We start from the raw sequence: 22,643 nt of genomic DNA, 5'->3' as shown, positions 1-22,643 counted from the left end.
GCCGGGCTCGTACCGTACGGGCATGTCCACGACCGGCCCCGCATCCCGTCTGACCTACCCGGAGACGGGCGCCACGCGGCAGTGGCCGCTGCCCGACGGCTACAGCCATCTCCGGGTGTCCGTCCCGGTGGGCCGCGGCCCCGACGCGTTCGGGGCCGCGGGCCGGGCCGTGATGGACTGGCGCATGCACCGGGCGGTGGGCGTGTCGGTGCGCTGCTGGGAGCCGACCGCGGTGGCGGGTCTGCCGGTGGTGATCGGTCTTGGGGTGGGGCGGCTGCGGCTGCGCGCGCCGTGCCAGGTGGTGTGGACGCTGGCGGAGGAGACGCGGATCGGCTTCGCGTACGGGACGCTGCCCGGGCACCCGGAGCGTGGCGAGGAGTCGTTCGTGGTCAGCCTGGAGCGGGACGGGACCGTGCTGCTCACGGTGACCGCGTTCAGCCGTCCGGCGGTCTGGTACGCGCGGGCCGCCGGGCCGCTGGTGCCGCTGTTCCAGCGGGCGTACGCGCGGCGCTGCGGGGCCGTGCTGCGGCGGCTGGCCACCGCGTGAGAACCTGAACCCCACCGCATGGCAGCCTGATTGGCGCGGCATGAGACCCTGAGAGGCGGCGGCGAGCCCCGACAGGCTCCGCCTTTCAACCGCTCCATTCCAGACAAAAACGGTTTCGCGTCGCAAATACCCTCTTAACCCATCGGTCACAATGCGTTCGTGATCGCGCAACACCCCTCCGCAAGGGTGTACGCATGACCGACGCGACCCCTCACGACCACACCCGGCGCCCCCACGGCTGGCGGCGCGATCTGGTAGAGCTGGCCGCCCGGTGGTCACGGCGCCACGGCAACGGCCCTGTCACGGACGGCACTGACGGTACGGGCAGCACGGACGGCACGAACGGCGCTCACCACACAAACGGCGGAACCGGCGCGCGGAGCGCCGAGACCACCCTGTGGCGGATGCGGACGACCGTGCGGGACGAGCCGGGCACCCTGGCCGCGCTGTGCATGGCGCTCGCCCACCACGAGGTCGACATCCTGTCGCTCCAGACCCACCCGCTGGCCGACGGCACCGTCGACGAGTTCCTGCTGCGCGCCCCCGCCGGTCTGCCGCCCTCCGAGCTCACCGGCGCCGTCACCACCGGGGGCGGCCGCGACACCTGGCTCGAGCGGGCCGACGCCCACGACCTGGTGGACGCGCCGACCCGGATCCTGTCCCTGGCCACCCGCACCGCCCTGGACGCCGCCGAACTCCCCCTCGCGCTGCGCGGGCTGCTCGGCCGCTGCACCATCCGGTCGGTGCCCGCCAAGTCCCTCGGCAGGCATCCCGTGGCCGGGGCGGACGGCGCCCCGCCGGTTGAGGGCGTGCTGGAGGAGACCGTGATGCGGCTGCGGGACCCGTCCGGCGGCGCGATCACCGTCGAGCGCCCCTACCTCCCCTTCACCCCGACCGAGTTCGCGCGCGCCCGCGCCCTGGTCGAGCTGGACACCCGGCTGGGCCCGCGGGTGCCCCGCCGCCACGATGTGCTGACGCTGCCCGAGGGCAACGAGATCACCGTGCGCCGCGCCGACACCCGCGACCTGGACGCCGCGCGCGCCATGCACCAGCGGTGCTCGGCCGCGACGCTCACCCGGCGCTACCACGGCCCGGCCGACGACGCCGACCGCTATCTGACCCACCTGCTGAGCCCGCGCTTCGGCCGCACCCTTGCCGCGTACACCGCCTCCGGACGGCTGGTCGCCCTCGGCCATCTGCTGTGGGACGGGGACGAGACCGAGATCGCGCTGCTCGTCGAGGACGAGTGGCAGCGGCGGGGCATCGGCGGCGAGGTGCTGCGGCGGCTGGTCGCGATGGCCGCGGAGGCGGGGGGCGAAAGCGTCTACGCCGTCACCCAGTCGGCCAACACCGGCATGGTCGCGGCGATGCGCGCGCTGGAGCTGCCGCTGGACTACCAGATCGAGGAGGGCACGCTCGTCATCACCGCCCGGCTCTCACCCGCGGTGATCACCTCGGGCGCGTAGCGGGCCGCGCCGGGCGGGGGCGCGGGCTGGTCCGGCACGAGATGATCTCGGTCAGGTACGTCACGTCCAATGCCCGTGACGCGACACCTCCCGCCGTACGAGGATGGCCGCATGTCCGACACCAATGACGCATCCCTGCCCCGCCAGGTGGCCGACGCCTACGTCGACGCCCTCATCGAACTCGATCCGATCACCGGCACCTACCTGGGGGTGCCCGAGAGCGCCCGGCGCCTGCCGGACTACTCCCCCGCGGGGCGGGAGGCGCTCGCGAGCCTCGCCCGCACCACCCTGGACCGGCTCGCCGAGGCCGAGACGCGGCCCGGTGCGGACAGCGACAGCGAGCGGCGCTGCGCCCGGCTGCTGCGGGAGCGGCTGACCGCCGAACTCGCCGTGCACGAGGCTCACGAGCAGCTGCGGGCCGTCAGCAACCTCCACTCCCCGCTCCACGAGGTGCGCGGCGTCTTCACCGTGATGCCGACCGAGACCGAGGACGACTGGGCGGCGGTCGCCGCGCGGCTGCGCGCCGTACCCGCCGCCCTGGAGGGATACCGCGCCTCGCTCGCCGAGGGGCTGCGCCGGGAGCTGCCCGCGGGCCCCCGGCAGGTGACCACGGTCGTCGGCCAGCTCGGCGAATGGATCGGCGCCGAAGGCGGCTGGTTCGCCGACTTCGCGTCCGGCGGCCCCGACGCGCTGCGCACCGAGCTGGACGGGGCGGCGGTCGAGGCCACCGCCGCCCTCGCCGCGCTCCGCGACTGGCTGCGCGATGTGTACGGACCGGCGGTCCAGGGCGCGCCCGATGTCGTCGGGCGCGAGCGCTACCGCACCTGGGCGCGCATGTGGAACGGCACGGACCTCGACCTGGACGAGGCGTACGCCTACGGCTGGTCCGAATACCACCGGCTGCACGCCGAGATGCGCACCGAGGCGGAGAAGATCCTCCCCGGCGCCACCCCCTGGGAGGCGCTGCGCCACCTCGACGAGCACGGCGAGGCCATCGAGGGCGTCGAGGAGACCCGCGTCTGGCTCCAGGGGCTCATGGACCAGGCCATCGAGGCGCTGGACGGCACCCACTTCGACCTGGCCGAGCGGGTCAAGCGGGTCGAGTCGATGATCGCGCCGCCGGGCAGCGCGGCGGCGCCGTACTACACCCAGCCGTCGGTGGACTTCTCCCGCCCCGGCCGGACCTGGCTGCCCACCATGGGCGAGACCCGCTTCCCCGTCTACGACCTGGTCTCCACCTGGTACCACGAGGGTGTGCCCGGCCACCATCTCCAGCTCGCGCAGTGGGCGCACGTGGCCGACCGGCTCTCCCGCTACCAGGCCACGGTCGGCATGGTCAGCGCCAACGCGGAGGGCTGGGCGCTGTACGCGGAGCGGCTGATGGACGAGCTGGGCTTCCTCACCGACTCCGAGCGGCGCCTGGGCTATCTCGACGCGCAGATGATGCGCGCGGTGCGCGTGATCATCGACATCGGTATGCACCTGGAGCTGGAGATCCCCGCCGACTCCCCGTTCCACCCCGGGGAGCGCTGGACGCCGGAGCTGGCGCAGGAGTTCTTCGGCAGGCACAGCGGCCGGCCCGCGGACTTCGTCGAGAGCGAGCTGGTGCGCTACCTGGGCATGCCGGGCCAGGCCATCGGCTACAAGCTGGGCGAGCGGGCCTGGCTGGCCGGGCGCGAGGCGGCCCGCAAGGCCCACGGCGATGCCTTCGACGCCAAGTCCTGGCACATGGCGGCCCTTTCGCAGGGCTCGCTGGGCCTGGACGACCTGGTGGCCGAGCTCTCGGCGATCTGACGGGCGGGCCGGGACCGGCCGCGGCGGGGGCGGCGCGGCGCGCCCCGTTGGGGCCGCGCCGCCGCCCCTGGGGACGTGTCAGGGGCGGCGGCCCGCCCCCGCCGTGGCCCCGGCCGTACGGTGGCGCACCGCCGATCCGTCCCGGCCCTTCACCACCTCAAGACGCACCGGTATGCGCTGCCGCAGATCGGCGACATGGCTGACGATGCCGACCGTACGGTCCCGCTCGCGCAGCGAGTCCAGCACGTCCAGGACCTCGTCGAGGGTCTGCTCGTCCAGGCTGCCGAAACCCTCGTCGATGAACAGGGTGTCCAGCCGGGTGCCGCCCGCCTCGTCCGTCACCACGTCGGCGAGGCCGAGGGCGAGCGAGAGCGACACGAAGAAGGTCTCGCCGCCGGAGAGGGTGGCGGTGTCGCGCTCGCTGCCCGTCCAGGCGTCGATGACATGCAGGCCCAGGCCCGACCTGCCGCGGCCGCCCGTCCGGGCGTCGGAGTGCACCAGCGTGTAGCGCCCGGCGGACATGTGCCGCAGCCGCGCGCTGGCCGCGGCCGCGACCTGTTCGAGGCGCGCGGCCAGGACGTACGCCTCCAGGCGCATCTTCCGCTCGTTCTCGGCGGAGGTGCCTGCGGCGAGCGTGGCCAGCCGGGCCAGGCGGTCGTGCTCGTCGCGCAGCGGGGCGAGCCGCCGCGCGTCGGCGACGGCCTGGGCGGAGAGTTTGTCCAGCTCCTGGCAGCGGGTACGGGCCGCCGCGTCCCGCGCCGACGCCTCGCGCAGCGCCCGGGTGGCCGCCTCGGCCGCCGCGTCGGCGGCGGTGGGGTCGGCGGGCGGCTCCTGCGCGGCCGCGGCCAGTTGCGGGTCGGCCAGCTCCGCCGTGACGGCCGCGGACTCCGTCTGCCACTGGTCCAGGCGGTGCCGCAGCCCACGCTGGTTCGCCGCGGGCAGGACGGCGCAGGCCGCGGCGTGCGGCGTCTCGAAGCCCGCGCGGCGCGCGGCGTCCGCGAGCCGTGCCTCCGCCTCCGCCAGCCGCCGCGTGGCGGCCTCCGCCTCGCGGGCCGCCTCGGCGGCCCCGGCCAGCAGCCCCGCGTGGCGCTCCAGCCGGGCGGCGCGCTCAGCGACGGTGGCGGCTCCGCCGCGGGCCCGCTCCAGGTCCGCCAGCAGCGCGGCCCGCTCCCGCACCAGGGCCTCGCGGTGCGAGGTACGCCCCGCGGCGCGGCGCTCGGCCTCCTGCTTCTGGGCCAGGCGCCGCTCGTGCTCCTCCTCGGCGTGGGCCAGGGCCTCGCGCGCGGCGTGGCCGTCGGCCCCGGCCCCGCGCGCCTCGGCCAGTGCGGTCTCCACGTCGGCCACGGCCCGGTCCAGCTCGTCCGCCGTGCCGCCGCCCGCGGCGGCCTCCGCGCCCGCCAGCGCCTCCCGTAGCGACTGCCGCCCCCGCTCGTCCTCTTCCCGCCCGGCCTCGGCCCGCCGGTAGGCCGCCAGCGCGGCCTCCTCCGCCGTACGGTCCACATGGCCCGCGCCCGGGCGGGCGGGGCGGGGGTGTTCGGTCGCCCCGCACACCGCGCAGGGCTCGCCGCCGCGCAGCCCCGCCGCGAGCTCGGCGGCGATGCCGCGCAGCCGCCGGTCCTTCAGGTCCAGCCATGTCTCGTGCGCCGCGGCGGCCTCCTCACGGGAGCGCAGCAGGCGCTGGTCCGCCTCGGTCGCCTGCCCGGCGAGCAGGTCCCGCCGCCGGGCGGCGTCGAGCCGCTGCCGGGCCGGGGCGAGCTGCCCCGCGAGCTGCTCGGCCCGGGTGACCGCGTCCTGCGCGGCCTCGACGCGCCGCGTATGCGCCTGGCGCGCCGTCTCCCACCCGGCGAGCCACTGCCCGGCCTCCTCGATCGCCTCCTCGTCGGCACGCGCCTGCCGGTCGAGCCGCGCGACCTCGTCGGCCACCTCCCCCGCCCGCCGCTCGGCCCGCCACGCCGCGCCCAGCGACCCCAACTCCTCCCGCAGCCGCCGCTCCTCACCGGCCAGCCACCCGGCGTCGCCGCCCGCGAGGTCCGGTGCGCCCGGCGTCCCACCACGCTCCCCGGAACCCTGCTCCGGCACCGCGAGCGCTCCGCACGCAGAGGCCGCGCCCTGCCGCCCGGAGTCACCGCCCGCCACGCCCGGCGCGTCGGCGAGCCCTCCGGACTCCGTCGGCACGCCCTCCGCCGTCTGAAGCCCGTGGGCCCGCGGCGGCACACCCGGCGTTCGCTCCTCGTCGGCCGACGGCGCGACGTCCGCGCCCGCATGCCCCGACGTGCCGGCGCAGGCCCGGGCCGTCTGGCCGGACCCCGCGTCGGCCTGCCCGTGGGCGGGCCGCGCCACACCTTGCGGCCCGCCGCGCCCCCGCCCGGAGTCAGCTCCTGCCCGCCCATCGGCGGGCCGCCCGGCGCGGTCAGCCGCCTGGCCCGGCTCGTGGGCGCCCCATCGGGCCCCCGGCTCCGACACCCCCCGCGCGCCCGGCGCGGGGTCCGCGCCCACATGCCCCTCGGCGGGCCACTCATCGCCCGCCCCGGAGCGGCCGTGGAACTTCCCCCGCGCATGCGGCCCTCGCCGGTCGGCGGCCGGCCACGCACCGACGCCGTCCGCACGCGGCGGCTCCGTCACCACCCGCTGCCCGGACTCGTCGCCCGCCGGACCCGGCGCCCCGGCGGGGCGGCCCGGTCCGGGGCCGGGGACCGCTGATTCGTCCGCGGCGCCCGCCGTCGGACGCTCGGCCCCCGCCCCCGTGCGCGGCCCCGGGAGCCCGATCCCGCCGGGCGCGGGGGTGTCCACCGAGCCCATCCGCTGAAGCTCCAGGCCGGGCTCCGCCGCGAGGCGGGTGCGGGCGGTGTGGTCGGCGGACGTGGCGGTGGTGTGGTCGCGTTCGGCGGCCGCGTGGAGGTCCAGGGCGGGGACGACGGCCTCGGCCGCGCGGGCCCGCTCCAGGCGCTCGCGGGTCAGGTCGTGCTCGGGGCGCTGCTGTTCGAGTGCGTCGGCGCGGTGCCGGGCGTCGGCGTGGCGGCGCTGGAGGCGGGCGCGTTCGCGTTCGGCGTCGGCCGCTCGCCGGACGGCCCGGTGGGCGGTCTCGGCGGCGTGGAGCGCGGCGAGCGCGATGTCCTGTCGCTCGCGGGCGGTCGTACGGGCGACGGCGGCCCACTCCAGGACGGCGCCGGCCAGCCCCGGCTCGCCGGGGGCGAGGTCGGGCAGCTGCTGCACATCGAGGGCGGGCCCCGCGGCCTGTGCCATGCGGTGGGCCAGGGCGAGCAGCCGTTCGTCGCCGCCGACGACCTGTTTCTCCGCGGCGCGCCGCAGCTCGGCGAGGCGCTCCTCGACGGCGGCGAAGCGGCCCGTGTCGAAGAGCTTGCCGAGCAGCTTGCCGCGGGCCAGTTCGTCGGCGCGCAGGAAGCGGGCGAAGTCGCCCTGGGGCAACAGCACCACCTGGCAGAACTGCTCCTTGCTCATGCCGAGCAGCTGGCTGATCTCCTCGCCGATCTCCTGGTGCGAGCGGCTGAGCGCCTTCCACTCCCCGGCCCCGGGGAGGTGTTCGCGCAGCCGACTCTGCGCCTTCTCGCGCGTGGTGCCGGTGCCGCGCTTCTTGGGGCGGGGCTGCTCGGGGCGGCGGGTGATCTCCAGGCGCCGTCCGCCGGCGGTGAGTTCGAGGACGACCTCGGTGGGAGTGTGCGGGTCGGCGTGGTCGCTGCGCAGCGACAGCCCACTGCCCTGCCGGGCGCCGGGCACCTGCCCGTACAGGCCGTAGCAGACCGCGTCCAGCACGGAGGTCTTGCCCGCGCCGGTCGGCCCGTGCAGCAGGAAGAGCCCGGCGGACGACAGCTCGTCGAAGTCGACCTCCTGGGTGGTCCCGAAGGGGCCGAAGGCGGTCATGGCGAGGCGGTGCAGCCTCATTCCGGCGCCTCCCCCGCGGTCCGTACGGTGTCCAGCGCGGCGCCGAGCACCGCGCGCTCGGCCTCGTCGGGGCCGCGTCCGCCGCGCACATGGGCCACGAAGTCCTCCGCGATCTGCCGGTCGGTGCGGCCGCGCAGCCGCTGTGCGTAGGAGGCGAGCGGGTCCTCGGGGGCCCGCTCGGGGTCGAACACCAGGCTCAGCAGATGGGGGAAGCGCCGCGCCAGGCGGGGCATCGGCTCGTGGGGGCGCGCGGGGTCGGTGAGGGTCGCCTCGACCCAGGCGTCCTCGTGCCGGGCCAGGTCGGGGTCGCTGAGCAGCTCCTCGATCCGGCCCCTGATCCGGGCCAGCGGCCTGGGCACCGGGCAGTCGACGCGCTCGGCGGCCACGGCGCCGCCGGGGCCGAGGTCGACGAGCCACATGGACTTGCGGTGCCGCGCCTCGGAGAAGGAGTACGCGAGCGGCGAGCCGGAGTAGCGGATCCGCTCGGTGATGGACTGACAGCCGTGGAGATGTCCGAGCGCCGCGTAGTCGACGCCGTCGAAGATCTCGGCGGGGACGGAGTCGACGCCGCCGACGGTGATGTCGCGCTCGCTGTCGCTGGGCGCGCCGCCGGTGACGAAGGCGTGGGCGAGGACGACCGAGCGGGTGCCGGGCGCCCGGGCGGCGAGGTCGGCGCGCACCCGGTCCATGGCGGCGCGCAGCACCGCGGTGTGCCCGGCCGCCTCGGCTCCCAGCGCCTCCCGCACCAGGGCGGGCTCGAGGTACGGCAGGCCGTAGAACGCGACGTCGCCGTGGTCGTCGGCCAGGACGACCGGGGTGGCGCACCCCGCGGGGTCGGTGCGCAGATGGATTCCGGCCCGCTCGATCAGCCCGGCGCCGACGCCGAGCCGCCGGGCCGAGTCATGGTTGCCGGAGATCATCACGGTCGGCACGCCGAGGTCGGCGAGGCGGTGCAGGGCGTCGTCGAAGAGCTCGACGGCGGCGAGCGGCGGCACCGCCCGGTCGTAGACGTCGCCCGCGACGAGCACGGCGTCGACCCGCTGCTCGCGCACGGTCTCGACCAGGTGGTCGATGAACCGCCGCTGCTCGGAGAGCAGGTTCACCCGGTGGAAGGACCGCCCCAGGTGCCAGTCCGATGTGTGCAGAAATCTCACAGCCCGGCCCCGCCCCGCATTCCTGGTACACCCTCCGCCGACCCACCGTGCCCGGCCCGCCCTACGTTATCCCCGCCGGGTGCCCCACTTGTCGCACACCTCGGTTTTCACCCGGGCGGTGCCGGCCTCACATCAGGTGAACCTCGACACTGAAACCCTTGGCGAGGACGCGGTTCATGCACGCGGCATGAGCGCCCAGGTACTGACGCGTCGGGGCCGCGTCGGACTCCAGCGTCAGCAGGACGTAGTCCTCCGCGCCCTCGGTGTCCGTGCCGCAGAAGCAGCAGCGGAGTCGCTCCAGCTTTCCGGAGCCGCCGCCTTCCGTCGTCATTCCCACCGCCCTTTGTCGATCTGGTTCTGAACATACCGCGCGGTGGCGTCCTTCATGGTCGTCGTCGGAGCTCCGCTGGGGTTGCCCATGTCACGTACCACGATGTCGTAGGTGCCGTTTCCGTTGTCCAGGACCTTCACGATCTGGCCGTCCTCCTGGAAGTACATGGTCCCGTTGCCCCATACGTGGTCGACGTCCACTCCCCGCTGGCCGCGCCGGAGCTGCCCGTGCACATCGCGCTGGTTCGTTCCCCCGTTGTCTCCGCCGCTGTCTCCCCCGTTGTTCCCTCCGCTGTCGTTCTTTCCATCGCCCTCCTTCTCGTAGTCGGGGCTCAGTCCCAGCGGGTCGGTCCAGGTGTGAGGGTTTCGGACGTAGGCGACCGGGTTGGGGGCGGGCTCCAGGCCGAGTGGATCCGGGGCGGTGTAGCGGGCGGTCTCGGGATCGTAGTAGCGGTGGAGGTTGTAGTGGAGGCCACTTTCGGGGTCGTAGTACTGGCCCGGGAAGCGCAGCGGGGTGTACGCGGTGCTGCCGCGGGCCCAGGTCGTGGTGCCCCACAGCGTGGTGCGGGTACGCCAGGCGATATCCCCTGTCTCGTCGACGAGTTCGGACGGGGTGCCGACCAGGTCGGTGACGATGGCGAAGAAGCGCCGGTCGACCTCGCGCTGCCCGGTGGTGTCCGTGATGCGCTCGGACTGTGCGAGAGGCCGTGTCCCGTCGTGGTCCCAGGTCAGGGTCACCAGGTCGGAGCCGCCCGGGACGGTGGTGGTCTGCTCGGCGAGGGTGGCGCCGTCCCAGGTGAAGTCGGTCCGCTCCAGAACCGTCTCGCCGTCGGCGGCCAGTCGCTGCTTGGCGGTGCGGCGGCCGAGGGGGTCGTAGAGGTAGCGCCACACCGTGCCGTCAGGGGTGGTCACGGAGGTCAGATGGTCCTCGGCGTCCCACGCGTAGCGCCAGGTGTCCGGCTTCTTCGACAGGCGGTTCTTCTGCCGCAGGGTGACCCGGCCCGCCGCGTCGTGTTCGTAGCGGACGCGGCCCGCGCGGGTGATGCGGGTGCCGGTGTACGCGCGCTCGCCGGTCGCGTCGGCGCCGGGGTGCTTGGCGGGCCACGTGGCGTGGGTCTGGTTGCCCGCCTGGTCGTAGGCGTAGGTCTCGCTCCACCGCCTGGCGTGAACGGCGGTGACCCGGCCCATCGCGTCCAGCTCGAAGGAGCGGTGGCCGCGTAACTGGTCCTCGACGCCGACCAGATGGCCGTCGGCCCGGTAGGTGTAGGCGCGGCGCTGCACCGTTCCGGCCGAGGGCCCGGTCAAGGCCTGCTCGGCCAGGCGGCCCGCCGGATCCCAGGCCTGGGACAGGGACAGGCCGCCCCCGACATGGCGGGCGATCTCACGTCCGGAGGCGTCGTGTTCGAACGCGAGGGTGCGGCCGGAGGCGGTGAGAGTGGTGCGGTGGCCCGCCGCGTCGTACGCGTAGGTGGTGGTGGCGCCGCCGGGGGTGGTCCGGCGGATGCGGCGGCCCAGGGCGTCGTACTTGTGCGTCAGCACGCGCCCGTCCGCCATCTCGCACTTCACACGGCCCATTCGGTCCCGCTGGAGGACGATCTCGGCGTCCGGGCCCGCGGCCGAGACCAGACGTCCGGCCGGGTCGTAGGCGTAGGTGGTGGTCAGGCCGTCGGCGTCCTTGGCGACGACGCGGCCCAGCACATCGCGCGTGTAGGCGATACGCACGCCCAGCGGGGTGATCCGCGCGACCATCTGCCCCGCAGCGTCGTGCTCATAGCGCGGTGTACGGTCGTCGAAGTCGGTTTCGGATATCAGCCGTCCCGCCGGGTCGTACTCATAACTCCAGGTGAGCCCCTTGGGGTTGGTGACCTTGGTGAGGCGCAGCTCCGCGTCGTGCTCGAACTCGTAGCGCGCGCCGTCCGGGTGGGTCTCGGCGGCGAGCAGGTCGAAGTGGGTGTACTCGTACGAGGTCACCCCACCTGTCTCGTCGACGTGGTTGGTGCAGTTGCCCTCGCCGTCATACGTCCAGGTCTCCTGGGCGCCGTCGGGATGGGTGCGGCGCAGCAGCTTGCCCTCGACCGACCACTCCAGGCGGGTCGTGGCGCCGAGCGGGTCGACCATGGCGACGGGGCGGCCGAACGCGTCCCGGCGGTAGGCGGTGACCGCGCCGAGGGGATCGGTGATCTCCACCGGCAGGCCCGCGGAGTCGCAGCTCACCCGGGTGATCTCGCCCAGGGCGTTGCCGACCGATGCCAGACGGCCCAGCTCGTCGTGGGTGTACCGGGCGATGTTCCCCGTGGGATCCGTGGTGGCGACGCGGTTGCCGCGCTCGTCGTACTCCTGGATCCACAAAGCCCCGTCCACGCTGGTGAACGTGGTCAGCAGCCCCAGGTCGTTGTAGGTGGCGTGCGACTGTTCGCCGTCGGGGCGGGTGAGGGCGACCAGGCGGCCGGATTCGCTGTAGCGGTATTCCGTACGGCGGCCAAGTGCGTCGGTGTGGGCCAGCATTCGGCCGTAGCGGTCGTACTCGGTGTGGGTGCGGGCGCCCATCTGGTCGATCCGGCCGACGACCTGGCACGCGTCGTTGACCAGGTGCTTCATCGTGTGGCCTGCGGCCGTGGTGACGGTGGTGATGCGGTGGCCGGTGCGCTGGTCGACGCCGTGGTAGTCGACCCGGATGGAGACATGGCCTTCGGTGCCGCCCTCGGCGATGCAGCGGTGGCGGTTGTCGTAGACGTAGTCGTAGCGGCGGTCGTTGGTGTCCGTCCAGGAGATCACCCGGCGCTCGTCGTCGTACTCGAACCGCAGCGGCAGACCGGAGGAGTTGATGACCTCGGTGAGGTTGCCGTCGGTGTAGCCATAGCGCACCAGCGTCAGATCCGAGCCGTCGGACGCGGCGCCGGACAGGCACAGGGCGGTGATCCGGCCGCCCTCGGTGGTGAACTTCAGGTGGTAGCCCGCCGAGTGGACGATGTCCGTGGGCGTGCCGTCGGGGGCGTGGTGGAAGGCGATCCGGTTGCCGTTGCGGTCGCGGATCTCCTCGATCGGCGCGATCCCGTCGGCACCGTCCCGAGGCGCGGTGAAGAGGTAGGTGAGGCCGGCGTCGGTGTCGGTGACGGTGTACGCGTCCCCCTCCGGCGAGCGCTCCAACGGCCAGCGCGCGACCCCCGCCTTCGGCAGGGTGGGCAGGTCGGGCGCCGGGTGCGGATAGTCGAGCAGCCGTCCGTCCTCGCAGACGAAGATCACACCCTCCGGGCCGATCTCCAGGTGCTGGTCGGCCGTGCTCGCCCACGACGGGCCGAACCACCGGCCCGCCGTGTAGCCCGACTCGACCTGACGCCGGAACACCAGCGGCAGCACGCCGGGCAGGGCGACATCCCGCTGCGGCAGGAACATCCGGCCCGTGGCGAAGTCGATCGGGTCCGAACCTTCCTTCTCCTTCTTCCGGTTGGGCGTCGACGGTCCCTCAGGACCGTTCTCGTTCAGATGGGCGCGGCCGGGCGGCTTCACCTCCGCCGCCCGCCTGCCGAGACCCATGGCCTTCTTGACACCGCCCAGGCCCTTGGTGCCGATCAGCTCCGGCACCAGCCGGCCGATCCCCTCACCCGGGTCCTTCTGGAAGGTGTCCCACATGCCGCCCAACGTCCCCCACGGGTCGTTGGCCACACGCACCAGACCGGCGGCCGTGTTGTTGAGACTGGTGACGTACTCCGCGGGGTGGGTGATGTTGTACGGATCCAGGGGGTTGAGCTGCCGGGCGAAGCTGGCGATGCCGACGGTCCCCTTGACGATGCCGCCCACGAAATGCGACGCGTCCAGGTTCAGCCCGTTCACACCGTCCATCAGCTGCCTGGCGTACGAGGGCTTGGCCGGCGCCTTGTCACGCGCCGTCTCCACCGCCGCCTTCGAGGTCGTCTGCGCCTCGTTCCGCTGCCGCCGCGCCTCCTTCAGAATGTCCTGCGCGGCCTGGACATCCGCCGTCCCCGGGTCATGGAACTCCCCCGGCTTCTCCGGCAGTGTCGACTTGTCACGCTTGTCCGACGGCTTCGCGTTGTACGCGTCCACCGCCGTGTTGTACGCCGACACCTTGTCGTTGTGCGCCGACCGCGCGTCGTCCGACGCCTTCTTGCCCTTCTTGTAACGCGCGATCGCGGTCTCGGCCTGCTTCTGAGCCCAGTGCACCGTTCCCGCGAAGTTCTCCAGCGCCCCGGCCGCCTTCTCGCACGCGTCCGCGGCCGTGAACCACTTCTTCGGCTCGACCGACACACTCTCCCGAAAAGCATCCGCCGACTTGCCCTTGAGATGAGCGGCGTCCAGCCCCTGCAACCCCTTGCCCACATTGTCGAACGCGGTCTGGAAGTCCTTCAGATGGTTCGCGGTCGAGCGCAGTTTCTCCGGGCTGCCGTGCACCAGCTTCTTGGGATCCTCGGACTCGCCCAACTGCATCTCGTCGACATCCGCGCCCAGCGCGTTCGCCGCCGAGTCGGTCTTCTCCCGGACCCAGTCCGCACCGCTCTCCCAGCCGACATCGTCCAGCCGGTCCGCCGTCCAGTCACCGGCGACGTCGATGGCCTCACCGACGTCCTCCACCCGGTCCTCGACCCAGTCCTCCAACGAGTCCGGAACGAAATCCCCAAGCCCCATGGACGCTTATCCCCCGATCAGCGTGGATGTGCCAGCCGCCTTGCCTTGGCTGTCGTGTTGCTGTGCCGTCCTGTGTCCCGTGTCGTACCGCGGGCAGCGGCCGCTACTGTCCCTCTTGCTGCTCCTGCTGCCGGGCGCGCTCCTCGGGAGAGGGCCCGAAGGTCTCGTCCAGCTGCTGGTTGAACTGCTGGTCGTCGATCCCGAGCAGGTCGTTCATCATGTCGGTGCGCATTCCGCCGTTGCCCTCGGTGAGCAGGGCGCGCCCGGTGTCCTTCCAGGTCTGACCCATCTCGTCACCGGCCCGCTCCCAGGACGCCGCGCTGTAGTCCGGCATGTCGGGGGTGAAGATGTCGCCCCAGCCCTGCTGCGCGACCTCTTCCTCCGTCAGGTGCGGATTCCCGGTCGGCGAGAGGGCGTTCACGGTCACCTTCAGGGTGTTGCCCCAGTACTGGTCCTCTTCCCACATCAGACCCGCGGCCAGGCCCAGCCGGTTGGCTATCTCGTTCGCGTCCTGGACGAGCGCCCGGACGCCCCACTCCCAGCGGTCGCAGAACCCCTCGAAGGCATCGGCCAGGCCCTTGCCCCCGGCCTCCATCTTGGACATCGTCATGTCCGAGAACCCGGAGCCCTGAAGCGCGCCGGTGTTGTCCCCGACGTCCTTGAGTTCGCCGATCGCCGCCCGCAGACCCTTGGTGATCAGGTCCACGGACTCCTTGCCGACATTGAGATCCCCGTCGTTGCTCACTGTCCGGCCCCCTGTGCCCGCTCGCCGCCGACTCCGCCGTCGGCCCCGTCGTCGTCCATGTCCACCGCGACCTCGTCCGGGACGATCCCCCGCACCGGCGGGAACATCATCGACCCGTCCTCGTCCGCCACGTCCACCGCGACGCCCGCGGGGCGGCCCATCTCCGGAACCATCACATCCAGCAGCCGCGCGCCGAGCACGGCGGCGTACTCCCACTCCTGGCCCGGGGCGGAGCCGCGCGCGGTGGCGAACCGGGCCAGCGCGGACTCGTCGGTGAAGGCGTAGATCCAGCGGATGCCGCCGTACTCGGCCGTCATGAAACCGTCATCGGCCACCGGCACCAGGACGGCCGTGCGCCGGAACTCGCCGACCATCGCGGCGGGATCACCCGCACCCGCGCGCACCGCGGCTATGTGCTCTGCCAGTTCCATGGGCCCCCCGTTCCCGTGTCACCTGTGTTCATCAGCTGTGTGCACCAACTGTGTTCACCAGCTGTGTTCACCAGCTGTGTGCATCAACGACATCCCAGGTCACCGTACCCTCGTAGGATCCCATGATCAGGGGTCGCGTCGTCCACTGTTGCAAACCTCGTACAAACGATGTCTCAGTCACCCGGGGCGGCGTCCTGGTACGCCTCGCCGCCCAGTTCGAGGGCGGCGGTGCCCGCGGTGACGTCCGCCAGCCAGCCGCGGAAGGCGTCGACGTCCGCGTCGGGGAGCCCCAGCTCGATGGTCACCGCCTCGGCGTAGCGCACGCCGCGCACCGCGCGTCCGGTGGCCCGCAGGTCGTTCTCGAGCCGTCCGGCCCGCTCGTGGCCGACGGTGACGGTCGCCAGCCGGAACCGCTGCCGGGTGACGGTGCCCAGCGCGTCCAGGGCCTCGCCGACCGCGCCGCCGTAGGCGCGGATCAGCCCGCCCGCGCCGAGCTTCACGCCGCCGTAGTAGCGGGTGACGACGGCCACGACGTAACGCATCTCCCGGCGCAGCAGCATCTGGAGCATCGGCACCCCCGCCGTGCCGCCCGGCTCCCCGTCGTCGCTCGCCTTCTGGACGCCGCCGTCGGCGCCGATGACATAGGCGTAGCAGTTGTGGGTGGCGGAGGGGTGCTCGTCGCGGACGCGCCGGATGAACTCCTGGGCCTCGTGCTCGGTCGCGGCGGGCGCGAGGGAGCAGAGGAAGCGCGATCTGTTGATCTCGATCTCGTGCACGCCCGCGCGCGCGACCGTCCGGTACCGCTCCTGCATCGGACCACCCTATGCCTTCGGCTTTCGGAGATCGCCGGGGGGAATGGCCCGGGGCCCGTGTTCGTTGCCGAACGCAGATGACCATCCGGCCAGACGATGTCCAAGCAGGAGGCAAGCGTGTACGGCGATCCGGCGGAGATCCGCGAGATCCTCACCGAGCTCGGTGACACCTGGGCGGTGGTGGGGCTCTCCTCGAACCAGTCGCGCGCGGCGTACCGGGTCGCGGAGGTGCTCCAGCGGTACGGCAAGCGGATCGTCCCCGTGCACCCGAAGGCCGAGACGGTGCACGGGGAGCAGGGGTACGCGTCGCTGTCCGACATCCCCTTCGCGGTGGACGTCGTGGACGTGTTCGTCAACAGCGAGCTCGCGGGCCAGGTCGCCGACGAGGCCGTGGCCATCGGCGCCAAGGCGGTGTGGTTCCAGCTGGGGGTGGTCGACGAGGCGGCGTACGAGCGCACCCGCGGCGCGGGGCTCGCCATGGTGATGAACCACTGCCCCGCCATCGAGATCCCCCGGCTGGCCTGACCCCGCGGCGGCTGCCCCTCGCCGGACCGCCACCGAAGCGGCGGTCCGGCGCCCGGGGCTCAGACCCCGAGGCCCTCCAGGACCTCCGCTCCCGGCAGCGCGGCGAGCGCCTTGCCCGGCAGGATGAGCTTGCCGCGGCGGCTGCCGCTGCCGATGAGGACGTTCGGGGTGTCGGCGACGGCCGCGTCGATCAGGAGCGGCCAGCCGGCGGGCAGGCCGATCGGGGTGACGCCGCCGAACTCCATGCCGGTCTCCCCGAGCGCCGTCTCCATCGGCGCGAACGAGGCCTTGCGGGCGCCGAGCCGGCGGCGCGCCGCGCCGTTCACGTCCACGCGGGTGTGGGAGAGGACCACGCACGCGGCGAGGGTCACCTCTCCGCCCCGCTTGCCCGCGACCACCACACAGTTCGCGGACTGCTCCAGCAGCCAGGCCCCGTAGTGATCCACGATGGCGGCCGTGTCGGCCATGTCCGGGTCCGTGTCCACGTACAGCACCTGCTCCACGGGCAGCGGGCCGCGCCAGGCGCGCAGGGCGTCGGCCACCGGCGCGGTCAGCAGGTCAAGGCATTCGACGGCGGGACGGGCATCGTCGAAGGCGTCCATCGGCGTACTCATGTGGTCAAGTTAGCAGCGCGTCCGGGGCCGATCCGCCGCCCGCACGGCTCGCGGACCGGAGCCTCAGCGCGCCGGGGGCACCGAGACGGTCATGGTCATCACCACCGGCTCCGTGCCGTCGTTGCGGTAGCCGTGGGGGACGCTCGCCTCGAAGGCCGCCGAGGAGCCGGCCGGCACCGGATAGGTCTCGTCGCCGACGGTCAGGATGGCCTCGCCCGCCGTGACGTGCAGCAGTTCGTAGGTGCCGGACGGATGCGGGTCCGACGCGCTGCCCTCGCCCGGCATCAGCCGCCACTCCCACATCTCCAGCGGGCCGTGCGCCTCCGCGCCGACCAGGAGGGTGCTGTGGCTGCCGGCGTCGGTGGACCACATCCGCACCGCCTGGCCCGCGGATACCAGCTGGACCCGGGGGCCGCGCTCCTGGTCGAGCAGGGTGGTGATGCCCACCCCGAGCGCGTCGGCGAGCTTGACCGTGGTGCCGACGCTCGGGTTGGTACGGGCCTGCTCGATCTGGATGATCATGCCGCGGCTGACCCCGGAGCGGGCCGCGAGGGCGTCGAGCGTGAAACCGCGCTCATTGCGCCAGCGTCTGAGGTTGCGGGCCAGGGCCCGGGTGAGCTGGTCGAGGTCCGTCACGATCCGTCCGTCCAATATTCTGAATGATGGAGTCGAGCAAACCGAACTGCGGTGTGGTGCACTCCAACGTCCATCACACTGTACGGCGGGCCTCCCGCGGCTACCGTGCCACTCAGCGCCGTACGGTGCGGCGGCGACGGATGACACCAGGGAGTGGGCCATGGCCGAGCGGGCGTTGATCGCGGGTGTGGGCGGCAAGGAGCCGAAGGTCGACCCGGAGGCGTTCACCGCCCCGACATCCGTGGTGATCGGCGATGTGGCGCTGGGCGCCGGGGCGAGCGTCTGGTATCACGCGGTGCTGCGCGGCGACACCGAGGCGATCAGCGTGGGGGCCGGGAGCAACATCCAGGACAACTGCACGGTGCACGCCGATCCGGGGTTCCCGGCCACCGTCGGCGAGCGGGTGTCGGTGGGCCACAACGCGGTGCTGCACGGCTGTGTCATCGAGGACGATGTGCTGGTCGGCATGGGCGCCACCGTCCTCAACGGCGCCCGGGTCGGCGCCGGCTCCCTGGTGGCCGCGCAGGCGCTGGTCCCGCAGGGGATGCAGGTGCCGCCGGGCTCGCTGGTCGCGGGGGTGCCCGCGAAGGTCAGGCGGGAGCTGACCGAGGAGGAGCGGGAGGGGATCCGGGCGAACGCGGCGGGCTATACGGAGCTGGCCCGCCACCACCGTGACGCCGTGCTGGAGCGCGAGGACCGGGAGCGGCGGGCCTGAGCGGACCGGGCGGGCGGGGTCAGTCGGCGGCCGGGACGGGCTCCGGCTCGGCCGCCCCGGACTCGGCGCGCTTGGCCGCCTCGGCCTTCTTCGCGCGCCGCTTCATCACGAGCATCGAGCCGAGGCCGAAGAGCAGCGCCGCCACCAGGCCCAGCCAGGAGAAGCGCTTGAGCCAGTCCTCGGCGACCTTGCCGACCGAGTAGATGACCGCGGTGGTGCCGCCCGCCCAGACGATGCCGCCCAGCACGTTGGCGATCAGGAACTTCCAGTAGGGCATGCGCAGGCATCCGGCGAGCGGGCCGGCGAAGATGCGCAGCAGCGCGATGAAGCGGCCCACGAAGACCGCCCACATGCCCCACTTGTGGAAGTATCGCTCGGCGGTGGCCACGTGCTCGGCGCTGAAGTGCTTGGGGAATTTCCGGCCCAGCCAGTTCAGCAGCGGCTGGCCGCCCTTCCGGCCGATGAGATAGCCGATCGAGTCGCCGATGATGGCGCCCGCGACGGCAGAGGCGCCCAGAATGTATGGATCGATATGGTCCTGGGAGGCAGCCAGCAGGCTCGCGCTGACGAGAATGATCTCCCCGGGGAGCGGGATACCCAGGCTCTCCAGGCCGATGACCAGGCCGACCAGCAGATAGACGCTGACCGCGGGTACGGTCTCGAGCCATTCCTCGATATGCAACGCCGGTTCCTCCCCAGACGGCCGGACTTTTCCCGGCGTGCGCCGATTCGGCGCACCCCGGGAAGCCTACTCAATCAGCGCGGGCTCGCCACATCGCACAGGCCACACTGATGATCATGAGGGCGCCGCGCTCTCCGCGACGCTCCCTCCCCTGGAGATGGTCTGCGGGGCCGTCCCGGTTCCCGGTGAGCGGCGCGGCGTGCGAGAGCCGGTCGCACCGAGGGGTGGCCATAGCCGTCGCCCCTGGTCCCCCTTATGGTTACTGGCCATGTGGCCAGGACAGCAGCCGCCCGGGGGCGAGCCGAATCCGCAAGATCCGAACCCCTATCAGCAGCCGGGGTATCACCAGCCGAACCCGTACCAGCAGCCGGGTTACCACCAGCCGAATCCTTATCAGCAGCCCCAGCAAGGGCAGCCGCAGCAACCCCAGCCGCCACAGCCACCGGCCCCGCAGCCACAGCCGCCGCAGGGGCAGTACCCACCGCAGGGGCAGCCGCAGCCGGCGTATGGCATGCCCACGCAGGCCTGGGGCGGCCCCGCCGCGCAGCCCGGCCCGCCGGAGCCGCCGCGGAAGAAGAACCGCACGGCCGTCATCGCCGTCGTCGCGGCGGTGGCGGTGGTCGCGGCCGCCGGGGTGACCGCCGTGTTCGTGCTGAACAAGGACGACAGCAAAAAGGACGAGGCGAAGACCGACAAGAAGCCCTCCGCCACCGCGCCCTCCTCCGCGAGCTCACCCGCTCAGGACGGCGGCGGCGACGAGGACAACCCGCGCGCGGGCGTGACCGCCAAGCCGGTCGTCCCCGGCTGGAAGACGGTCGTCAACCCCAAGCGGCACGACGCCTTCGACGTCCCCGCGGGCTGGTATGTGGCGTCGCCCGACACCTTGAGCTCGTATTCCAAGGACGGCAAGCCAATCATCTCGATGACCGGCCCCGCCTACTACAAGAAGGAGAACTGCACGGTCAAGGACAAGAAGACCGGCCTCACCGGCTCCAGCCCCCTGGCCGGAACGGGCACCAAGGGCGCCCAGGGCGCCAAGACCCAGGCCGAGGCCGCCAAGAACGAGGCGCTCAACTGGGTCTACGCCGTCTTCGACCAGGAGAAGACCGGCACTTTCAAGTACACCAAGCCGAAGAAGTTCACCAGTGACCACGGCATCACGGGCTACTCCTCCTCGGCCACCGTCACGGGTGTGAAGAAGACCGACAAGTGCTCGTCGGACGGCAAGTCCTTCACCGTCACGTATACGGACATCAACGGCGACTTCGCGACCTGGGTCCTCTACGCGGCGAAGGGCGTCAAGGACGAGGTCCCGGACGAGACCATCAAGAAGATCATGAGCACGCTGCGGCCACTGAAGTCCACCTCCTGAGCCGGTCCGGCTCCCCCGTCGATTCGGCTTCCGGGCCGATCCGGCTGAAATCCGCTTGGCGTCGGGGCTCGCCCCCGGGGATAGTCCGCTGGTGACTACCCCTTCAACCGCACGCCGGCGACCACACCGCCCCGCCTGGGCCGGCCGCAACTACAGCCTGCTGACCGCCGCCGCCGTGGTGACGGGCCTCGGCAACGCCGGAGCCCTGATCGCGGCGGCGTTCGCGGTCCTGGAGGCCGGCGGGGACGGCGGCGACGTGGGCCTCGTCGCCGCGGCGCGCACCGTCCCGCTCGTCGTCTTCCTGCTGATCGGCGGCGCGATCGCGGACCGGCTGCCGCGCCACCGCGTGATGGTCGCGGCCAACACCCTCAACTGCCTGTCCCAGGCCGCCTTCGCCGCGCTCGTGCTGTCCGGCGAGGCACGGCTGTGGCAGATGGCCCTGCTCTCCGCGCTCGGCGGCACCGGGCAGGCGTTCTTCTCCCCCGCCGCCGAGGGCATGCTGCTCTCCAGCGTGGACGGCGAACAGGCCAGCCGCGCCTTCGCGGTGTTCCGGATGGGCACGCACGGCGCGCAGATCGGCGGCGCGGCGCTCGGCGGCGCGCTCATCGCGGCCTTCGGCCCCGGCTGGGTCCTGGCCGTCGACGCCGCCGCCTTCGCCCTCGCGGGCCTCCTGCGGGCCTTCCTCGACGTCGACCACGTGGCCAAGCGCGAGAGCGGCGGGCTGCTGCGGGATCTGCGCGACGGCTGGCGGGAGGTGGCGAGCCGGGCCTGGCTGTGGGGCATCGTGGTGCAGTTCTCGGTGGTCAACGCCGTGGTGGCGGCGGCCGAGGCGGTGTACGGGCCGCTGGTCGCCGAGGAACACCTGGGTGGCGCGCGCCCCTGGGGGCTCGCGCTCGCCGCGTACGGCGCGGGAACCGTCCTGGGCGGGCTGCTGATGACGCGCTGGAAGCCACGGCGGCTGCTGCTGGTCGGCACGGTGTGCGTGTTCCCGTTCGCCCTGCCGTCGGCCGCGCTCGCCGTCCCGCTGCCCGTCCCCGCGCTGTGCGCGGTGATGTTCGTCGGCGGGGTCTCCATCGAGGTGTTCGGCGTGTCCTGGATGACCGCGCTGCACCAGGAGATACCCGAGGACAAGCTGTCGCGGGTCGCCGCGTACGACTGGTTCGGCTCGGTGTCCATGGTCCCGATCGCCACGGCGCTCGCCGGACCGGCCGAGAGCGCCTTCGGCCGCACCGCCGCGCTGTGGGGGTGCTCGGTGCTGATCGTGCTGCTGACCCTGGCCGTGCTGGCGGTGCCGGACGTACGGCAGCTGCGGCGGCGCACCGCCGGGCCCGCGCCCGTCGCGGAGGGCGGCCCCGGCGAGCCGGACGGGACGCGGCCGGACGGGACACAGCCGGACGGCAGGGAGCCGGACGGGACGGAGCCGGTCAGCCGATACTGAAGGCGCCGCCCGGCGGCTCGGGCGAGGGCACCGCGTCCACATCCCGTACGGGCGCGGCCCCTCGGACGAAGCGCTCCAGCGCCGCGCCGTGCTCGACCCGCGCGGGGAAGGTGTCGGCGGCGGTGCGGCGCGCCAGGCCGTCGATCGGGAGTTCGCGGTCCGAGGCCACCAGCACCGCGTTGCCGAACCGGCGGCCGCGCAGCACCGCGGGCTCCGCGATCAGGCACACCTGGGCGAAGGCCGCCTGGAGCGTGGCCACTTGGGAGCGGAGGAAGGTGAAGGGCGCGCCGTCGGCGAGGTTGGCCGCGTAGTGGCCGCCCGGCCGCAGCGCCCGGGCGGCGGCGCGCGCGTACTCGACGGAGGTGAGGTGCGCGGGGACGCGCGAGCCGCCGAACACATCGGCCACGATCACATCGGCCGACGCGCCGGGAGCGGCCTCCAGCGCGGTACGGGCGTCCGCCCGGCGCACCGCGATCCCGGCGGCGGCAGGCAGCGGCAGCCGCTCGGCGACCAGATCGAGCAGCCCGCCGTCGGCCTCGATCACCTCCTGCCGCGAACCGGGGCGGACGGCCGCCACGAAGCGCGGCAGGGTCAGCGCGCCGCCGCCCAGGTGCAGCACGTCCAGCGGGGTGCCCGGGGCACCGGTGAGCTCCAGGACGTGCGCGAGCCGCCGCGCGTACTCGAACTCCAGGTGGGTGGGGTCGTCCAGGTCGACATACGACTGGGGGGAGCCGTCCACCGTGAGCAGCCAGGCGCGCGGCCGGTCCACGTCCGGCATCAGCTTGGCGGTGCCCCGGTCCACGTCCCTGATCACGGGTATCGGCTCGTCCACGCTCATATT

At 73.3% G+C, this 22,643-nt stretch carries 18 protein-coding genes; 7 read left to right on the top strand and 11 right to left on the bottom strand.

Annotated elements, in window-relative coordinates:
• The first annotated feature begins 22 nt into the window (after positions 1-22).
• The 3 genes from ACH4S9_RS19105 (at position 23) to ACH4S9_RS19095 (ending at position 3,807) form a co-directional block, all read left to right on the top strand.
• Positions 23-547, top strand: coding sequence for a DUF1990 family protein (locus ACH4S9_RS19105; protein ID WP_398373167.1), 525 nt, complete (start codon positions 23-25; stop codon positions 545-547).
• A 194-nt stretch (positions 548-741) separates the two neighbouring features.
• The gene (locus tag ACH4S9_RS19100) at positions 742-2,013 is read left to right on the top strand and encodes a GNAT family N-acetyltransferase (protein ID WP_398373165.1); all 1,272 of its coding nucleotides are present in this window, start codon (positions 742-744) and stop codon (positions 2,011-2,013) included.
• Between the two features lie 111 nt (positions 2,014-2,124).
• Entirely contained in the window at positions 2,125-3,807 is a 1,683-nt protein-coding gene (locus ACH4S9_RS19095; protein ID WP_385346295.1) for a DUF885 domain-containing protein, read from the top strand.
• Between the two features lie 78 nt (positions 3,808-3,885).
• Here ACH4S9_RS19095 and ACH4S9_RS19090 read toward each other — a convergent pair whose 3' ends face one another.
• The 7 genes from ACH4S9_RS19090 to ACH4S9_RS19060 all read right to left on the bottom strand — a co-directional run bounded on the left by ACH4S9_RS19090 (position 3,886) and on the right by ACH4S9_RS19060 (position 15,820).
• A complete protein-coding gene (locus ACH4S9_RS19090; RefSeq protein WP_398373162.1) occupies positions 3,886-7,707 on the bottom strand; it encodes an AAA family ATPase in 3,822 nt (1,273 codons plus the stop codon).
• The gene (locus ACH4S9_RS19085) at positions 7,704-8,861 is read right to left on the bottom strand and encodes an exonuclease SbcCD subunit D (protein WP_398373160.1); all 1,158 of its coding nucleotides are present in this window, start codon (positions 8,859-8,861) and stop codon (positions 7,704-7,706) included. Before ACH4S9_RS19085 ends, ACH4S9_RS19090 begins: the two co-directional genes overlap by 4 nt.
• 127 nt (positions 8,862-8,988) lie before the next feature.
• Positions 8,989-9,192 carry a hypothetical protein gene (locus ACH4S9_RS19080; protein ID WP_385346291.1) on the bottom strand — a complete coding sequence of 68 codons (204 nt, stop codon included), beginning with the start codon at positions 9,190-9,192 and terminating at the stop codon, positions 8,989-8,991.
• Positions 9,189-13,832 (bottom strand): putative T7SS-secreted protein, encoded by a 4,644-nt coding sequence (locus ACH4S9_RS19075; protein ID WP_398373158.1) that lies wholly within the window; start codon positions 13,830-13,832, stop codon positions 9,189-9,191. Before ACH4S9_RS19075 ends, ACH4S9_RS19080 begins: the two co-directional genes overlap by 4 nt.
• A gap of 103 nt (positions 13,833-13,935) precedes the next feature.
• A complete protein-coding gene (locus ACH4S9_RS19070; protein WP_311729516.1) occupies positions 13,936-14,577 on the bottom strand; it encodes a hypothetical protein in 642 nt (213 codons plus the stop codon).
• Positions 14,574-15,008, bottom strand: coding sequence for an SseB family protein (locus ACH4S9_RS19065; RefSeq protein WP_311729517.1), 435 nt, complete (start codon positions 15,006-15,008; stop codon positions 14,574-14,576). The genes ACH4S9_RS19070 and ACH4S9_RS19065 overlap by 4 nt, the downstream gene beginning before the upstream one ends.
• 173 nt (positions 15,009-15,181) lie before the next feature.
• On the bottom strand, positions 15,182-15,820 hold the full coding sequence (locus tag ACH4S9_RS19060; protein ID WP_311729518.1) for a YigZ family protein: 639 nt from the start codon (positions 15,818-15,820) through the stop codon (positions 15,182-15,184).
• A 117-nt stretch (positions 15,821-15,937) separates the two neighbouring features.
• Between ACH4S9_RS19060 and ACH4S9_RS19055 the strand changes: the two genes are divergently transcribed.
• Positions 15,938-16,345: a CoA-binding protein gene (locus ACH4S9_RS19055; protein WP_311729604.1), complete on the top strand. Its 408-nt coding sequence runs from the start codon at positions 15,938-15,940 to the stop codon at positions 16,343-16,345.
• A 59-nt stretch (positions 16,346-16,404) separates the two neighbouring features.
• On the opposite strand, the gene ACH4S9_RS19050 is transcribed toward ACH4S9_RS19055, so the two are convergent.
• Together ACH4S9_RS19050 and ACH4S9_RS19045 are read right to left on the bottom strand one after the other, a co-directional pair.
• Positions 16,405-16,959: a YbaK/EbsC family protein gene (locus ACH4S9_RS19050; protein ID WP_385346284.1), complete on the bottom strand. Its 555-nt coding sequence runs from the start codon at positions 16,957-16,959 to the stop codon at positions 16,405-16,407.
• 63 nt (positions 16,960-17,022) lie between these two features.
• A complete protein-coding gene (locus ACH4S9_RS19045; RefSeq protein WP_311729520.1) occupies positions 17,023-17,595 on the bottom strand; it encodes an XRE family transcriptional regulator in 573 nt (190 codons plus the stop codon).
• 160 nt (positions 17,596-17,755) lie between these two features.
• Here ACH4S9_RS19045 and ACH4S9_RS19040 point away from each other — a divergent pair, with 160 nt between their 5' ends.
• Positions 17,756-18,310, top strand: a complete 555-nt coding sequence (locus ACH4S9_RS19040) for a gamma carbonic anhydrase family protein (protein WP_385346281.1) — start codon at positions 17,756-17,758, stop codon at positions 18,308-18,310.
• 19 nt (positions 18,311-18,329) lie between these two features.
• Here the strand turns inward: ACH4S9_RS19040 and ACH4S9_RS19035 are convergent, their stop codons facing one another.
• A complete protein-coding gene (locus tag ACH4S9_RS19035) occupies positions 18,330-18,992 on the bottom strand; it encodes a DedA family protein (protein ID WP_311729522.1) in 663 nt (220 codons plus the stop codon).
• A gap of 511 nt (positions 18,993-19,503) precedes the next feature.
• Between ACH4S9_RS19035 and ACH4S9_RS19030 the strand changes: the two genes are divergently transcribed.
• Together ACH4S9_RS19030 and ACH4S9_RS19025 are read left to right on the top strand one after the other, a co-directional pair.
• Complete coding sequence (locus tag ACH4S9_RS19030) at positions 19,504-20,364, top strand: hypothetical protein (RefSeq protein WP_398373153.1); 861 nt, start codon at positions 19,504-19,506, stop codon at positions 20,362-20,364.
• 91 nt (positions 20,365-20,455) lie between these two features.
• Complete coding sequence (locus ACH4S9_RS19025) at positions 20,456-21,802, top strand: MFS transporter (RefSeq protein WP_398373151.1); 1,347 nt, start codon at positions 20,456-20,458, stop codon at positions 21,800-21,802.
• Here ACH4S9_RS19025 and ACH4S9_RS19020 read toward each other — a convergent pair.
• Complete coding sequence (locus ACH4S9_RS19020) at positions 21,789-22,634, bottom strand: fused MFS/spermidine synthase (protein ID WP_311729525.1); 846 nt, start codon at positions 22,632-22,634, stop codon at positions 21,789-21,791. The two genes, ACH4S9_RS19025 and ACH4S9_RS19020, sit on opposite strands and share 14 nt — an antisense overlap.
• Positions 22,635-22,643 lie beyond the last annotated feature (9 nt).

This window comes from Streptomyces sp. NPDC021225 (genome assembly GCF_044332865.1).
In the GTDB taxonomy this organism is placed as follows: Bacteria; Actinomycetota; Actinomycetes; order Streptomycetales; family Streptomycetaceae; genus Streptomyces.
Note: the sequence above shows the minus strand (reverse complement) of the source record. Positions and strands in the feature narration are given on the sequence as shown.

What these genes read in the sequence shown, in the direction of transcription:
- ACH4S9_RS19105 (WP_398373167.1), top strand. Translation starts at nt 23, where the DNA reads ATGTCCACGACCGGCCCCGCATCCCGTCTGACCTACCCGGAGACGGGC.
- ACH4S9_RS19100 (WP_398373165.1), top strand. Translation starts at nt 742, where the DNA reads ATGACCGACGCGACCCCTCACGACCACACCCGGCGCCCCCACGGCTGG.
- ACH4S9_RS19095 (WP_385346295.1), top strand. Translation starts at nt 2,125, where the DNA reads ATGTCCGACACCAATGACGCATCCCTGCCCCGCCAGGTGGCCGACGCC.
- ACH4S9_RS19090 (WP_398373162.1), bottom strand. Translation starts at nt 7,707, where the DNA reads ATGAGGCTGCACCGCCTCGCCATGACCGCCTTCGGCCCCTTCGGGACC.
- ACH4S9_RS19080 (WP_385346291.1), bottom strand. Translation starts at nt 9,192, where the DNA reads ATGACGACGGAAGGCGGCGGCTCCGGAAAGCTGGAGCGACTCCGCTGC.
- ACH4S9_RS19075 (WP_398373158.1), bottom strand. Translation starts at nt 13,832, where the DNA reads ATGGGGCTTGGGGATTTCGTTCCGGACTCGTTGGAGGACTGGGTCGAG.
- ACH4S9_RS19065 (WP_311729517.1), bottom strand. Translation starts at nt 15,008, where the DNA reads ATGGAACTGGCAGAGCACATAGCCGCGGTGCGCGCGGGTGCGGGTGAT.
- ACH4S9_RS19060 (WP_311729518.1), bottom strand. Translation starts at nt 15,820, where the DNA reads ATGCAGGAGCGGTACCGGACGGTCGCGCGCGCGGGCGTGCACGAGATC.
- ACH4S9_RS19050 (WP_385346284.1), bottom strand. Translation starts at nt 16,959, where the DNA reads ATGAGTACGCCGATGGACGCCTTCGACGATGCCCGTCCCGCCGTCGAA.
- ACH4S9_RS19040 (WP_385346281.1), top strand. Translation starts at nt 17,756, where the DNA reads ATGGCCGAGCGGGCGTTGATCGCGGGTGTGGGCGGCAAGGAGCCGAAG.
- ACH4S9_RS19030 (WP_398373153.1), top strand. Translation starts at nt 19,504, where the DNA reads ATGCCCACGCAGGCCTGGGGCGGCCCCGCCGCGCAGCCCGGCCCGCCG.